Consider the following 14,320-nt stretch of genomic DNA (forward strand, 5'->3'; position numbering starts at 1 on the left):
CGAGACGCTTCGCGGCCGTCGATATACGCAGCAACTCCATGCACGCAACCATACATGCGCAACACCAGGGATGATTAAGGAAGTTGGTGAGCCTGAAAGTGACTGCCTGTGCGACGCGGCGGGCCCCTGGCTGAACGGCGGTTCCCAGGCTGGGGCACGGATCCTCTCGCCGAGTTCAACGATCTCATCGGCAGGATGGGGACCCTGCTGGAGTCCACCATGGGCGGCGCCATGGGCTCCGTGACGGAGGGCATGGCCTGGTCGCCGCTGGCTGACCTGTCGGAAACCGATGACGCCTACCTCGTCGAAGTCGAGGTTCCCGGCGTCAAGCGCGAGGACCTCGACATCGAGATGACCGAACGGGAACTGACCATCACCGGCGAGTTCAAAGAACGCGAGCGCACCGGCATGCTGCACCGCAGCACCCGCAGGACCGGCCGGTTCGAGTACCGCGCCGCGCTGCCCGGCGACATCAGCCCGGAGAACGTCGAGGCCACCCTCGAGGGCGGTGTGCTGACCGTCAAGGTACCGAAGGCGGAAGCCACCAAATCGCGCCGCATCGAGATCACGTCCGGACAGTGACCCCAGCTCGGACAGTGAGCCCTGCCCCCGTGCGGTGCGCGCCGTACGAGGGCAGGTGCGGGTTGGATGCGGTGACCGTCCCGGGCCGACTGGCCGGTCAGGACGTTTCCGTGGACGGATGCTCGGCTCGCGTGTGCGGCTGGGGATGACCGGCGGCGCGCAGCATCGGCGCGGTGTGCCGCTCGGGGCGGTGCCCGCCTTCGGCCGGAACGCGGCTGCGCGGCCCTTCCGTGTCGGGAAGGGGTACGGGGCGGCGGGCCACGAGGCGCCCGACCCAGCGCCGGCCGCAGTGTTCGCAGGGCGGAGCGCCCTGCGGCGTGTAGGGGGAGGGAACCGCCGTGTTGTCGCGGTAGAAGACCTCCCACTCGGCATCGAGGGCGTCCTGGTAGCGCTGCACGTCGTAGTCGACGCTCCAGTGGTGCCAGCACGAGCCGCAGGTGAACTCGACTCGTTCGACGGCAAGTTCGGTGATCACGGCACGGCACCTCCCATCCGGTTGGCGACTGTGGTCCGGGGCGCTGTGAGCGCGGCCTCGAGGGCGGGGTAGACGGGCAGGGCCTGGGCGAGTCCGCTGTCGCGCAGGAGCCGCTCCACCCGCCCTTCGGGGCATATCAGGCGCAGCTCTCCCTGGTCCTCCTCCAGCATGGCCCGGACGGACATCAGGGCAGCCAGGCCGTCGGTGTCGGCCGAGGTCAGCTCGGACAGGTCCACGATCAGGTTGAGCAAGTGCCGGTGCTTGGCGGTGACGGCGGCCACGTAATCACACAGCTCACGGGCCGTGGTGGTGTCCAGGGCCCCTTTGATCTCCGTCACGGCCCAGCCGTTCTCCCAGTGGGAGGCGAGGAACACAGCCATGGTCCTCACTCCTGCCGCTCAGCGCCCGCCGTGGCCCGCCGCACGACGTTCAGGGTGCGGCGGCCTACGGTCATGTCGTCGATGCTGCGGTCTGTTGTTGTCTACCTGTATTCCCTCCTTATGTGTCACTTCTTCCGCTTGCTTCCCGTGGGGCGGGATGTCAGCTCTCGATCTGCTGTGACTCCGCGTCCTTCCGGCCGATCTCGATGCGGCGGGGCTTGGCCTCTTCCGTCACCGGGATCTTCACGGTGAGCACGCCGGCGTCGTAGTGGGCGGTGATCTTCTCAGGGTCGAGCGAGTCGCCCAGCAGAAGTTGGCGGCTGAAGACGCCGTGGGGCCGCTCGGCGACGAGCAGGTCGGCCTCCTTGGCGTCCGGGCCGGGCCGCTCGGCTCGCACGGTGAGCACGTTGCGCTCCACGTTGAGGTCGACGGTGTCGGGATCGACGCCGGGCAGGTCGAAGTGGGCGACGAAGGCGTCGCCGCTCTGATAGGCGTCGATCGGCATGAGGGCCGGCCGTGTCAGGGAGCCGAACATCTGCTGGGTTAGCCGGTCGAGGTCCCGGAAGGGATCGGTGCGGATGAGCGCAGCCATCGTGCAGCTCCTTTCACTTGGCGGGCTGCCCATTCCGGGCTCCGGGAGTCCGGAATGCCTTTGAAACCCGCTATACCTCCCCCCATCAATCCTTGACAAGAGGAGACTCAGGTTTTATCTCAGGAATTGAGGCAAGTAAGGGTGAAGTCGCAGCTCGCAGTGGGCGAGGAGGTGGCGGGATGCCGGCGCGGGACCAGGATGGAGACCTGTATGCGGTGCTGGGGGTGGAGCCCTCGGCGACAGCCGAGGTGATCACCTCTGCCTTCCGCGCCCGGGTGCGGGAGCTGCGCCCCGACACCCGCGTGGATGTGGTCACCGCCGAACGGTTCGGCGAGGTGCGGTCGGCGTACGAGACGCTCCGCGATCCGGTCCTGCGCGCGGCGTACGACCAGACGTACCAGCGGACGGCCGAGCGGGCATACGACCCCGGCCCTGTCGTCGCGCGGCCGGTCCGGCAGGCGCCGCGTTACCTCGTGGTGCTCGGGGTCGTGCGTCCCGAGCCTGCGCTGCGGGCCGGTCCCGTCCGGTGGGAGCCGGCATCCCGATGAAGCCCCGATCGCAAACGTGAAGCAGAGCATGGTGAGGAGGGAGAAGCAGATGGCGCGCTCGGTCGGTATCGACCTGGGAACGACGAACTCGGTTGTCTCGGTCCTCGAGGGCGGCGAGCCCACGGTCATCACGAATACGGAAGGCGCGCGGACCACCCCGTCGGTGGTGGCCTTCGCCAAGAACGGTGAGGTGCTGGTCGGTGAGGTCGCCAAGCGGCAGGCCGTGACCAACGTCGAGCGCACCGCCCGCTCGGTGAAGCGGCACATGGGCGATCACGGCTGGCGGTTCCCGGAGCATGGCAGCATCGACGGCAAGCGGTACACCGCGCAGGAGATCTCCGCGCGCGTGCTGCAGAAGCTGAAGCGGGACGCGGAGGCGTACTTGGGCGAGGACGTCACGGACGCGGTGATCACCGTACCCGCGTACTTCGACGACGCCCAGCGGCAGGCGACGAAGGAGGCCGGTGAGATCGCGGGCCTGAACGTGCTGCGGATCATCAACGAGCCGACGGCGGCGGCCCTGGCCTATGGGCTGGACAAGGAGAACGACCAGACGGTCCTCGTCTTCGACCTCGGCGGTGGCACCTTCGACGTGTCCCTGCTGGAGATGGGTGAGGGCGTCATCGAGGTGAAGGCCACCAACGGCGACACGCAGCTGGGCGGTGACGACTGGGACCAGCGGATCGTCGACCACCTGGTCAAGCAGTTCAAGAACAACTACGGCGTCGACCTGTCCAAGGACAAGATGGCCGTACAGCGGCTGCGCGAGGCCGCGGAGAAGGCCAAGATCGAGCTGTCCTCCTCGTCGGAGACCACGATCAACCTGCCCTACATCACCGCGTCCGCCGAGGGTCCGCTGCATCTGGACGAGAAGATGACCCGGGCCCAGTTCGAGCAGCTGACGTCCGATCTGCTGGAGCGGTGCAAGGCGCCGTTCCACAACGCGATCAAGGATGCCGGGATCAAGGTCTCCGACATCGACCACGTCGTTCTGGTGGGCGGCTCGACCCGTATGCCGGCGGTGACCGAGCTGGTGAAGGAGCTGACCGGCAAGGACCCGCACAAGGGTGTCAACCCCGACGAGGTCGTCGCCGTCGGCGCGAGCCTGCAGGCGGGTGTCCTCAAGGGCGAGGTCAAGGACGTCCTGCTGCTCGACGTCACTCCGCTGTCCCTGGGCATCGAGACCAAGGGCGGCATCATGACCAAGCTCATCGAGCGCAACACCACCATCCCGACCCGCCGTTCGGAGATCTTCACCACCGCTGAGGACAACCAGCCGTCGGTGACCATCCAGGTCTACCAGGGCGAGCGGGAGATCGCGGCGTACAACAAGAAGCTCGGCATGTTCGAGCTGACCGGCATCGCCCCGGCGCCGCGCGGGGTGCCGCAGATCGAGGTCGCCTTCGACATCGACGCCAACGGCATCATGCACGTCTCCGCCAAGGACCTGGGCACCGGCAAGGAACAGAAGATGACCGTCACCGGCGGCTCCGCGCTGCCCAAGGACGACATCGACCGCATGGTCCGGGAGGCCGAGCAGCACGCCGAGGAGGACCGCAAGCGGCGTGAGGACGCCGAGACCCGCAACCAGGGCGAGCAACTCGTCTACTCCACCGAGAAGCTCCTCAAGGACAACGCGGAGAACATCCCGGCGGACGCCAAGTCCGAGACGGAGACGGCGCTGACCGAACTGAAGGAGAAGCTGAAGGAGGAGGGTGCGGACACGGCGGCAATCCGGCAGGCGATCGACCGTACCGCGCAGGCCGCGCAGAAGATCGGAACGGCCCTGTACGAGAAGTCTCGGGCCGAGCAACCGGCGGGTGCGGCCGGAGCGTCCCCGGGCGGTGCGGCCGGTGAGCCCGAGGATGAAGTGGTGGACGCAGAGATCGTCGACGACGACAAGCCGGAGGCTGGCTGACGATGACCAGGAGCGCTCCGCAGAGCACCGAACTTGAGCAGCTGCGGCGCCTGGTTCAGGAGCGGACCGCCGACCTGCAGCGGATCAAGGCCGAGTACGACAACTACCGCAAGCGGGTGCGGCGGGACCGCCTGGCCGTGCGCGAGATCGCGGTGGCCAACGTGCTCAAGGCGCTGCTGCCTGTGCTGGACGCCGTCGACCGGGCGTGTGCCAACGAGCCGCTCACGCCCGGTCTGAGGGACATCGCCGACAGCCTGCAGGAGCAGCTCGGCTCGCTGGGCGTCACGTCGTTCGGTGAGGTGGGCGATCGGTTCGACCCGGCTTGTCACGACGCTCTGACGCACCATGTTGTCCCGGATGCGGACCGCTTGGTGTGCTCGGCGGTCCTGCGTCCCGGCTACCGTCTTGGCGAGAGCCTGCTGCGCCCGGCCACCGTGGAGGTCACCGGGCCGGCCCCGCCCGCGAGGAGCGCATCGACGCCGGAGTGCGGCGTACGGGATGCATCCGCCCCGGCAGGCAAGCCGCCGTTGCCCGTCTCGCGGAGCTGACAGGCTTGCCCTACCGGGGTGCCGGGGAAGAGGGCGTCGCATTGGATGCCCTGAGATTGCCGGCAAGCGGAGGTGACGAAACGATGCAGCATCATGAGTTCCTTGCTCGCGTACGTGAGCTCGGCGAATACGACAGCCAGGACGAAGCCGCGAAGGTCACCGAAGCGGTGCTGAGCGTGCTGGCCCAGCGCATCAGCCCCGGCGAGGTCGATGACCTTGCCTCCCAGCTGCCTGGACCGCTCGGACAGGCGCTGGCCGAGGCCAAGCAGGCGCAGGCCGAGAGCTTCGGGATCGAGGAGTTCTACCGCAGGGTCGCTGAGAGGACAGGGGCCCGGCCGCGCACGGCAGAGTGGGACGCCAGCGCGGTCCTGACCACCCTGGCTGGCGCCGTTTCCGGCGGTGAGCTGAACCAGATCATCAGCCAGCTCCCCTCCGGCTACGCCGTTCTGTTCGGCAAAGCCGACCTGGCCAGCTGAAACCGGGATCTGGGGCACCCCCGGATACGGCCACACCGTCGGCGTGGAGACCACCACCGGCGCTCGGCCAGGGTGTGGCCACCTCAGCCTGCGCATCCCGATCGTCGAGCGCGCCAAGCCTCGCAAGATCGCTGTCAGCGGGTCCAGGCGAGCGATCTCGGGCTGGCCGACCGGCCGCCGGGGACGAGTAGCGGCGGGGGACGGGCACCTGATCTCCCCCTCGCCCGCCCTCCGCGCCCCACCGGAGCACAGAGGCCGAAGAAGGGTGGCGGCCGACGTGACCTGGCGACACGAAGCGTTCCTCGAGCAGTTGGCGGGGCAGCCGGGCGGTGTGCTGCTCGTCAGGGCTGATGCCCCGCTGATATTGCCGGTGGGGTCGTCAGCCCAGCGGTCACGTACGCATCCCCAGCCTGCTCTCGCACGGCGGCGATCCGGGCGGCACGCCAGGCTGGTCTGCAGGTTCTGTTCTCCGAGGTGTGCCGCACGCTCGCCCGTACGGGGTTCGACGTTGCGGCGGCGAGTGCCGCGGGGAAGGCACGGGATTGAGGGTCCGCCAGGAGCAGGACGCGGTGGTCGTCGGCTGGCTGCCGGCACAAGAGCTGGACCCGGTGGGCAGGCAGGTCGCGGAGTACGGGGGATTCGGGCCGCGCTGCACCAGGCGTTACTGGAGATCCTCACGCAGGCCGGCTGCGCGGTCCAAGCCGACCGGCACAGTGGAGAGGTACGGATCAAGCCGGTTTAGAACGCCGAAGGAAGCTGGCGGGATTATCTGGCCCGGGCGCACTGCTTGGGCGCGCTCGGGGCAGGAGTTGTGACAGCACACTTCCCCGTGGCCTCCGCGTCGCGGCGTGCTTCCTCTCGGGGGCGGCATCGCGTGCTCGCTGCTCCGGCCGCGCCGCGGAGGCAGTGCACCCTCCGGCAACAGCAGGCACGCCGCGGCGCGTACCGGCTACCGCCTCGGCGACCGTCTGCTGCGCCCGGCCACCTGGAGGTCACCGGACCGGCTCCATCCCCGAGGAGCCCGCTCCGTCCCGGCACCCCTGCCAGTCCCTCTCGGATGCGCAACGGCGTTGACCGCCCGCAGCTATCCGAGGCGGCCACTTGCCCCTGGGCAAGCCGAAGTGCTAAGCGAGGAATTGGCACTCTCGCGGTGAGAGTGCTAACGGCTGGGTCGGGTGACGTGCTCGTGCGGCCGTGAGGGAAACCTCCGGCGCGCGGGTGAACGTCGCGGGCGTCAACCCGGGCCACTGTCATCGACTCAAGGAGTCGATGCGGAGGAGACCGCACCCGATGACTGCGAAGATCATCGCTTATGAGGAGGAGGCGCGCCGCGCTCTGGTGCGCGGCATGAACCAGCTCGCGGGCGCCGTGAAGGTGACGCTCGGCCCCAAGGGTCGCAACGTGGTCCTGGACAAGAAGTGGGGCGCCCCCACGATCACCAAGGATGGTGTCTCCATCGCCAAGGAGATCGAGCTTCAGGACCCGTACGAGAAGATTGGCGCCGAGCTGGTCAAGGAAGTCGCCAAGAAGACGGACGACGTCGCCGGTGACGGTACGACCACCGCGACCGTGCTCGCCCAGGCCCTGGTCAAGGAGGGGCTGCGCAACGTCGCCGCCGGCGCCAACCCGATGGCTCTCAAGCGCGGTATCGAGAAGGCCGTCGAGGCCGTATCCGCGGCCGTGTTGGAGCAGGCCAAGGAGCTGGAGACCAAGGAGGAGATCGCCAGCACGGCCGCGGTGTCTGCGGGCGGGGACCGGGCGATCGGTGAGCTGATCGCCGAGGCCATGGACAAGGTCGGCAAGGAAGGCGTCATCACCGTCGAGGAGTCCAACACCTTCGGCCTGGAGCTGGAGCTCACCGAGGGTATGCGCTTCGACAAGGGCTACATCTCGCCGTACTTCGTCACCGACGCCGAACGCATGGAAGCGGTCCTGGAGGACCCGTACATCCTGCTGGTCGGCTCCAAGGTCACTGCGGTGAAGGATCTGCTGCCGCTGCTGGAGCAGGTGATGCGGGAGAGCCGGCCGCTCCTGGTGATCGCCGAGGACGTGGAGGGCGAGGCGCTGGCGACCCTGGTCGTCAACAAGATCCGCGGCACCTTCAAGTCCGTCGCCGTCAAGGCCCCGGGCTTCGGCGACCGCCGCAAGGCGATGCTCGGCGACATGGCCGTGCTCACCGGTGCCACGGTCGTGTCCGAGGAGGTCGGCCTGAAGCTGGAGAGCGCCGACCTGGGCGTGCTGGGCCGGGCCCGCAAGGTGGTCGTCACCAAGGACGACACCACTATCGTGGAGGGCGCCGGTGACGCCGCCGCGATCGAGGGCCGGGTCAAGCAGATCCGCGCCGAGATCGAGCGCTCGGACTCCGACTACGACCGCGAGAAGCTGCAGGAGCGCTTGGCCAAGCTCGCCGGCGGCGTGGCCGTGATCAAGGCTGGTGCCGCCACCGAGGTGGAGCTCAAGGAGCGCAAGCACCGCATCGAGGACGCCGTCCGCAACGCGAAGGCCGCCGTCGAGGAGGGCATCGTCGCCGGTGGAGGCGTGGCCCTGCTGCAGGCGTCCGAGAAGGCGTTCGAGAAGCTGGAGGTGGACGACGAGGAGCGGACCGGTGTGGAGATGGTCCGCCGCGCGCTGACCGCTCCGCTGCAGCAGATCGCCCGCAACGCCGGCCTGGAGGGCGGTGTCGTGGTGGAGAAGGTCCGCACGCTGCCCGTCGGCCACGGTCTGAACGCCGCGACCGGCGAGTACGTGGACATGCTGGCCGCGGGCATCATCGACCCGGCGAAGGTGACCCGCTCCGCGCTGCAGAACGCCGCTTCCATCGCCGCGCTGTTCCTCACCACGGAGGCCGTCATCGCCGACAAGCCCGAGGAAAAGGAACCGGCCGCCGCGGGGGCCGGCGCCGAATTCTGATCGCCGCGTGCCCGGAGCCGGACCGAGGCGGGCGCCGGTGGCCGCAACAGCAGACCGCCGGCGCCCGCCTGGCGGCGCGCATGGGAACCCCGGGGGACTCGTGCACCGGCAGCCGACCGGAATAGGTGTGGTCAGCCTGTTGCCGTTCTCCTGAGCCCGGAGGAATGGTGGCCCGTAGGCCAGACGCCCGGTGGAGAGGAGAGCCGCCAGCGCTGCTCCAGTTCATCTGCAGGGGGGCGACATGAGAGTCGAAGTGGTCCAACCCGCTGCCGGCGTGTTGTTCGGCGTCCCGAACGACAGGCACGAGGAGATCATTACGCTCATCGACGCCGTTGCCAGGACACCGCAGGTACACGTCTCCGGTCTGGCCGCAGCATTCGGCGAATGGTGCTGGCTTGTCTACACCGCCCACGACGACATCATCGAAGTCCTCGACGTCGGCTGCGCACGATGACCCTGAAAGCCGAGCCAGGGACGAGTCTCCTGCGGAACCCGGGCCTCATGCGCTGGATACCGGTTGCCGCTTGGCGACGGCCGGCACGGACTCGCCGAGGAAGGTGCGGCTCCACCAGGCACCGTTCGCGCGCAGTTCCGACCAGCTGGTGAACCGGTACTCGTACAGGCAGATCCGGACGAAAGCAGGCGGCGAGCCTGGGAAGGGATTGCGGCGCAGCAAACTCAGGACGGCCGGGTTGTTCTCCAAGAGGGCGAGGAGCAAGGCGGGGAGCCAGCCGGCCGCGTACACAGGGGAGAACGCGGCGAACCACATCAGCCAGTCCAGCCTGAGGTGGTACGGGGCCACCTGCGGCGGAAGCCGCCGCATGCCGCCCGGCTTGCCCTTGAAGACGTACTCCTTCCACACGGTCTCTTCGGTGATCGCCGGCTCGTCGGTGCCCTCGACGATCAGCTCGTACCGGGTGCGGCCCACGCTGCCGAACGCGCCGTAGGTGTTGACCAGGTGCAGCGGAGTGAAGGACGCGTTCATGACCTGGCTGCGGGAGAGCAGGTTACGCACCGGCCAGTAGCTGAGCACCACCACCAGGGCGGCGACAGCCAGCACGAGGCCCTCGAACCACACCGGTGCGGCGGCGAAACGCGGCGCAGGAGGCAGACCCAGCGCGCCGGTGACCTGCGAGCCGCCGATCGCGGACAGCGCCAGCACGATCGTCAGCCAGTTCAGCCAGGCGAAGTTGCCGGACGCGACCAGCCACAGCTGGGTGATGATCACCAAGCCGGCGGCGATGCTTGCCGCCGGCTGCGGCGCGAACAGGGCAAACGGCACGAGGAGTTGTGCGACGTGGTTGCCCGCCGCCTCGACGCGATGGACGGGCTTGGGGAGGTGGTGGAAGAACCAGCTGAGCGGGCCGGGCAGCGGCTGGGTCTCGTGGTGGTAGTACAGGCACGTCAGATCCCGCCAGCAGGAATCGCCGCGCAGCTTGATCAGCCCGGCGCCGAACTCAAGCCGGAACAGCAGCCAGATCAGCAGCCCTCGCACCAGCACGGGCGGCGCGACGTCGTCGTTGCCGAGGAAGATCGCCAGGAAGCCGGCCTCCAGCAGCAGGTATTCCCACATGAACCCGTACCAGGTCTGCCCGACGTTGACGATGGACAGGTACAGCGCCCACAGCAGCGCCCACATCACCATCGCCGCCCACAGCGGCAGCCGGTCCGGCACCCCCGCCGCCACCGCGGCGGATCCCGCGGCGCCCGTCCAGGCCATGGCGGCGAAGAAACGGTCCGAGTAGTGCAACTGGAAGATACTCGGAGCCCGCCTGAACGCCACCTGCGCGGTGAAGCGCGGCACCGGCAGCAGCCCCCGCTCCCCGATCAGCCCGCGGAACTGCAGGGCCGAGCTGACGAACGCGACGCAGTACAGCACGGCCAGACCGCGCTGGAAAAGCATCCGGCCCACCCAGTAGTCAGGGTCCGTGAACCAGTCCATGACGGCATGCCTCCGCACATCCGCCTGGCGCTAACACCCTCTTCTCGTCATCTTGACATTTACCCCGTTCATGGCCTATCTAATTATCATAAATATCTAGATTGCTCCGACTTGTCGGCGATGTGAGAGGAGGGCCGGGCAGCCGACCCACCCAGCGCCCACCGGAAGGCGCCGGTCGTACCGCTGGGGTCTGCCCGGACTGCGGAAAGGGGTGGTCAGAGTGCCTCGGCGTGACGCCTCCCTTTCCCTGTCCTGGTGCCCCGAGCGCGGCTGGCTGATCGTGAACGCGGCCGGAGAGCTGTCCATGACGACGCGGGCGGAACTGCGGGCCTATCTGACGCTCGTGACCTCGATGCCCGGCAGCGACCCCTCCCGGCTCGTCATCGACGTCTCCCGCGTGACCGCCTGCGACGCCATGGGGCTCGGCGCCCTGTTCGGTGCACACCTTCGTGCCGCCTGCTATGGCGGCCAGCTCCATCTGGTGTGCCCGGAAGGACCGTTGCTGCCCGTGCTCGACGTCACCGGCCTGCGGCAGGCCGTACCGGTATACCCGACCGTGGCTGAGGCGCTGTCCTCTTCCCTCACGCCGACGGCCAGGTCGTCGGGCACGGTGACTCCGGCACCAGGCGGCAACCGCGACCAGCACGAAGCGGACGGCAGGGGGTGAGCGGAGGTGATCAGGTACGCCGGATTCCGCCCGAGCAGCGGGGATGGCTTCGTCCCGGCCACCGAGCTGGCGGCCGCCGTCGTCGATGCCCGAGGAACGGTCACCGCCTGGAGCCCCGGCGCCCAGGCCCTGCTGGGCTACAGCCCCGAGGACATCGTGGGCCGCGCGGCCGCCGAACTGCTCGAGGACGGGCTGCCCGACTCCGCACGACGGCACCTGGCCGACCGGCAGGCATGGATCGGCCGGGTCCTGCTGCGCGACCGGGCCGGCCGCACCATCGAGGCCGAACTACGAGCATGCCCGCTGCTGAACGGCAAGGGCGAGGTGCAGTGGTTCCTGCAGGCGTCCGTGCCCCAGGAGAGCGACGGCGCCGCCCTCGCGCTGCAGCGCAGCCTGCTGCAGCACCACCTCCCCGCCCAGCAGGCGCTGGAGACAGCCGCCCGCTACCTGCCCGCCGATCCCCACGCCGGCGTCGGCGGGGACTGGTTCGACGTCATCGCCCTGTCCGGCGCACGGATGGCACTGGTCGTCGGCGACGTCGTCGGCCACGGCATGGACGCCTCCGCGGCCATGGGACGGCTGCGCACGGCGGTGCGCACCCTCGCCGATGTCGACTTGCCCCCGGACGAGCTGCTGTCCGACCTCGACGACCTCATCCTCGACGAAGTCAGGGACGGCACCGAGATGGCCGGGGAGATCGGCGCGACCTGCCTGTACGCGGTGTACGACCCGATCACCTGCCACTGCACCCTGGCCAGCGCCGGCCACCCGCCGCCCGCCGTGCTCACCCCAGATGGCACCGTCTCCTTCGTCGACGTCGAACCGGGACCGCCGCTGGGAGTGGGCGGCGCGCCCTTCGACGCCGTCGACATCGCCCTGCCGGAAGGCAGCCTGCTCGCGCTGTACAGCGACGGCCTGATCGAAGCGCGCGACCGCGACATCGACGCGGGCATGAAGGCCCTGCGCGAGGCGCTCGACCGGTCGGCGCCCTCCCTGGACGCCCTGTGCGACACCGTCCTGGAGACCCTGCTGCCCGAGGGCCACGCCGACGACGTGGCGCTCCTCATCGCCCGCACCCACGCGCTGGACGCCGCGCACGTCGCCTCCTGGAAGGTGCCCGCCGACCCGGCTGCCGTCGCACAGGCCCGCCGCGCCGCCGCAGCCCAGCTCAGGCGGTGGGGGTTGTCCGAGGCGGTGCCCACCACCGAACTGCTCGTCAGTGAACTGGTCACCAATGCCATCCGTCACGCCCGCGCCCCCATCGAGCTGCGCCTGATCCACGACGGCAGCCTGATCTGCGAGGTCTCCGACGCCAGCAGCACCTCCCCGCACCCGCGCCGCGCCCACACCCTGGACGAGGGCGGCCGCGGCCTGCTGCTCGTCGGACAGCTCTCCGACCGGTGGGGCACCCGCCCCACACCCAACGGAAAGACCATCTGGACCGAACAAGAACATCCGCTTCACGCCACCACCGCCCCGGACACGGACGCCAGCGGGCATCCGCCGGTGCCAGCCGCCTAAGGAGGAGAGCATGCGACTCGAGTGGGACGCCTTCATCGCCGCAGTCCAAGAACGCGGAGAATACCCGTCGCAGCAGGAGGCGGAACGGGCCTGTCGGGTCGTGCTGGCCCTGCTGGGCGCTCACCTGGTGGGCGAGGTGCGCGCCGAGTTGGCCGCCCGGCTTCCGGAAACGCTGGCGTACGTCCTGCTCAACCCGCTCCAGGCACATGAACCCCTGCCCCCGGAGAGGTTCATCCGGGCGACCGCGGCCTGGATCGAAGGCGCCACGGAGAAGACCGCCACATGGGACGTCAGCGCCGTACTCAGCGTCGTGGCCGACATCGCGGGCGAGGACCTGATGAACCGCATCCTGCTCCAGCTCCCGCCCGGCTACGACCTGCTCTTCGGACACCCGCGACCGAGCTGACCACCACCGGTCGTCAATCGGCACCCGTGGACGCCGGAGCGACAGACGCGGTGAACGGAGTCGGGGCGGCTCCGGCGATGCCGGCAAGTCTGAATCGCCTGCTCAACCAGTCAGCGGCATCCGGGCACTGCGGGCCGAGATGACCGTCGCCAGAGTCCCGCCGAAGCATCGCCGTCGGAAGTACCGCGCACGTCGGGAGGAAGTCAGAGGACGATGACCGCACTGGCCTGGGGACCCCCGTGGCCCTGAGTGACCTCGTACTCCACCCGCTGGCCCTCCTCCAGGCTACGGAAACCGGTGGCCTGGATCTCGGAGTAGTGGACGAAGAGATCAGGACCGCTGTCCTGCTCAATGAAACCAAAGCCCTTGTCAGCGTTGAACCACTTCACCGTGCCCTGCGCCACGCCCTGCTCCTGCTGTGTCGTACCAGTATCAGCGGCGTCATTTTCGCCTCATTCCTTCTCAGCGGTAGGCGACACGCCTGGACGCAAGGCGGAGAGTCGGCGGCCCCCGACGGGCTGAGGCACGCATCCACCACCAGTCGCGCCGTGAGAAGGGGTGCCGAGTGACGTCGCCTGGCTGCCGACCGCACTGGCCCGCGGCCGGCTTGACGCGCCTGGTTGACCCTGCCGTGACCACCCTGACCGCGGGCCGTTGGGCGAGGTGGCACCCGCGTGCATCGGCGTCCTGGCCCCCTGTCTGCTGACCGGCGTAGTGGACAGAGCGCCACCCATTCAAGACTCCGGTGACTGCACTGCCATGGCAGACGGACCTGGCCGCCCATCTGGGGCCAGGGGCCCGTCGATGCCGGATCGGCCCACTCACTGCGTCACCGCCTTGGGGCCCAGCGGTAGCCCAGCAGGCGGCATCCGCTTTCACCCTGGGCATCCCCGTCACCACTCGGAAGCCTGCTGCTCTCGCCGCGGCTGCCGCCCACCGGCCGACCACCCGTGGCAAACGCCGAGCCCACCACCGCAGGCGGGCTCGGTCGCTGCGTACCCAACACAATCGTCAGCCGGTGATCTCGATGCGCCGGGACTTGGCCTTCTCGGCCTTGGGGACCCTTGACGTTCAGCACGCCGTCGGTCAGTTCGGCGCTGACGTGCTCTTCATCGGTGTCCTGCGGCAATGTCACCCGGTAGTCGAACTGTCCGGTACGCCGGGTGCGGTGGCGCAGCACACCGGCGCGTTCCCCTCTCCTTGATCTCGCCGTGCACCGATAGCTCGCCGGCGTTCAGTTCCACGGTGATGTCGTCCTTCTTCACCGGGTTCCTCCGAGGATGCCCCGGCCTTCAGGCCGGGGAGGAATCGGACTCCTGCGGGGCAGGGCAGGGATAGCCGGATCGCCGTCAGGG

15 protein-coding genes and 1 pseudogene are annotated in these 14,320 nt (G+C 69.1%); 10 read left to right on the forward strand and 6 right to left on the reverse strand.

Translation table 11 applies throughout. From position 1 onward, the window contains the following. The first annotated feature begins 195 nt into the window (after positions 1–195). Positions 196–582 carry an Hsp20/alpha crystallin family protein gene (locus ACIBJF_RS47820; RefSeq protein ID WP_399184075.1) on the forward strand — a complete coding sequence of 129 codons (387 nt, stop codon included), beginning with the start codon at positions 196–198 and terminating at the stop codon, positions 580–582. 97 nt (positions 583–679) lie between these two features. Here the strand turns inward: ACIBJF_RS47820 and ACIBJF_RS47825 are convergent, their stop codons facing one another. The 3 genes from ACIBJF_RS47825 to ACIBJF_RS47835 form a co-directional block, all read right to left on the reverse strand. Next, complete coding sequence (locus ACIBJF_RS47825; RefSeq protein WP_399184077.1) at positions 680–1,057, reverse strand: hypothetical protein; 378 nt, start codon at positions 1,055–1,057, stop codon at positions 680–682. After that, on the reverse strand, positions 1,054–1,437 hold the full coding sequence (locus ACIBJF_RS47830) for an STAS domain-containing protein (RefSeq protein ID WP_399184079.1): 384 nt from the start codon (positions 1,435–1,437) through the stop codon (positions 1,054–1,056). Before ACIBJF_RS47830 ends, ACIBJF_RS47825 begins: the two co-directional genes overlap by 4 nt. A 160-nt stretch (positions 1,438–1,597) precedes the next feature. Further along, the gene (locus ACIBJF_RS47835) at positions 1,598–2,029 is read right to left on the reverse strand and encodes an Hsp20/alpha crystallin family protein (RefSeq protein ID WP_399184080.1); all 432 of its coding nucleotides are present in this window, start codon (positions 2,027–2,029) and stop codon (positions 1,598–1,600) included. A 179-nt stretch (positions 2,030–2,208) separates the two neighbouring features. Between ACIBJF_RS47835 and ACIBJF_RS47840 the strand changes: the two genes are divergently transcribed. From ACIBJF_RS47840 to ACIBJF_RS47865, 6 genes are all read left to right on the forward strand, one after another. After that, complete coding sequence (locus ACIBJF_RS47840) at positions 2,209–2,577, forward strand: J domain-containing protein (protein WP_399184081.1); 369 nt, start codon at positions 2,209–2,211, stop codon at positions 2,575–2,577. A gap of 49 nt (positions 2,578–2,626) precedes the next feature. Next, a complete protein-coding gene (dnaK, locus tag ACIBJF_RS47845) occupies positions 2,627–4,495 on the forward strand; it encodes a molecular chaperone DnaK (RefSeq protein WP_399184083.1) in 1,869 nt (622 codons plus the stop codon). 2 nt (positions 4,496–4,497) lie between these two features. Continuing rightward, positions 4,498–5,043 (forward strand): nucleotide exchange factor GrpE, encoded by a 546-nt coding sequence (gene grpE / locus ACIBJF_RS47850; protein ID WP_399184085.1) that lies wholly within the window; start codon positions 4,498–4,500, stop codon positions 5,041–5,043. Positions 5,044–5,126: 83 nt separating this feature from the next. Further along, positions 5,127–5,519, forward strand: a complete 393-nt coding sequence (locus ACIBJF_RS47855; RefSeq protein ID WP_399184087.1) for a DUF2267 domain-containing protein — start codon at positions 5,127–5,129, stop codon at positions 5,517–5,519. A gap of 1,290 nt (positions 5,520–6,809) precedes the next feature. Continuing rightward, positions 6,810–8,429, forward strand: a complete 1,620-nt coding sequence (gene groL / locus ACIBJF_RS47860; protein WP_399184089.1) for a chaperonin GroEL — start codon at positions 6,810–6,812, stop codon at positions 8,427–8,429. A 241-nt stretch (positions 8,430–8,670) separates the two neighbouring features. Continuing rightward, the gene (locus ACIBJF_RS47865) at positions 8,671–8,883 is read left to right on the forward strand and encodes a hypothetical protein (RefSeq protein ID WP_399184091.1); all 213 of its coding nucleotides are present in this window, start codon (positions 8,671–8,673) and stop codon (positions 8,881–8,883) included. Between the two features lie 45 nt (positions 8,884–8,928). Here ACIBJF_RS47865 and ACIBJF_RS47870 read toward each other — a convergent pair whose 3' ends face one another. Beyond that, positions 8,929–10,371, reverse strand: coding sequence for a lipase maturation factor family protein (locus ACIBJF_RS47870; protein ID WP_399184093.1), 1,443 nt, complete (start codon positions 10,369–10,371; stop codon positions 8,929–8,931). A gap of 220 nt (positions 10,372–10,591) precedes the next feature. On the opposite strand from ACIBJF_RS47870, the gene ACIBJF_RS47875 reads away from it, so the two are divergent. The 3 genes and pseudogenes from ACIBJF_RS47875 (at position 10,592) to ACIBJF_RS47885 (ending at position 12,965) form a co-directional block, all read left to right on the forward strand. Further along, positions 10,592–11,038, forward strand: coding sequence for an STAS domain-containing protein (locus ACIBJF_RS47875; RefSeq protein WP_399184095.1), 447 nt, complete (start codon positions 10,592–10,594; stop codon positions 11,036–11,038). Positions 11,039–11,125: 87 nt separating this feature from the next. Beyond that, positions 11,126–12,559: pseudogene (locus ACIBJF_RS47880) on the forward strand (SpoIIE family protein phosphatase); the annotation flags it as partial. A gap of 10 nt (positions 12,560–12,569) precedes the next feature. Next, entirely contained in the window at positions 12,570–12,965 is a 396-nt protein-coding gene (locus tag ACIBJF_RS47885; RefSeq protein WP_399184097.1) for a DUF2267 domain-containing protein, read from the forward strand. Positions 12,966–13,168: 203 nt separating this feature from the next. Here the strand turns inward: ACIBJF_RS47885 and ACIBJF_RS47890 are convergent, their stop codons facing one another. Next, complete coding sequence (locus ACIBJF_RS47890) at positions 13,169–13,369, reverse strand: cold-shock protein (RefSeq protein WP_399184099.1); 201 nt, start codon at positions 13,367–13,369, stop codon at positions 13,169–13,171. A gap of 425 nt (positions 13,370–13,794) precedes the next feature. Next, the gene (locus tag ACIBJF_RS47895) at positions 13,795–14,145 is read right to left on the reverse strand and encodes an Hsp20/alpha crystallin family protein (protein WP_399184100.1); all 351 of its coding nucleotides are present in this window, start codon (positions 14,143–14,145) and stop codon (positions 13,795–13,797) included. Positions 14,146–14,320: the final 175 nt, after the last annotated feature.

Source organism: Streptomyces sp. NPDC050743, assembly GCF_044456925.1.
In the GTDB taxonomy this organism is placed as follows: Bacteria; Actinomycetota; Actinomycetes; order Streptomycetales; family Streptomycetaceae; genus Streptomyces.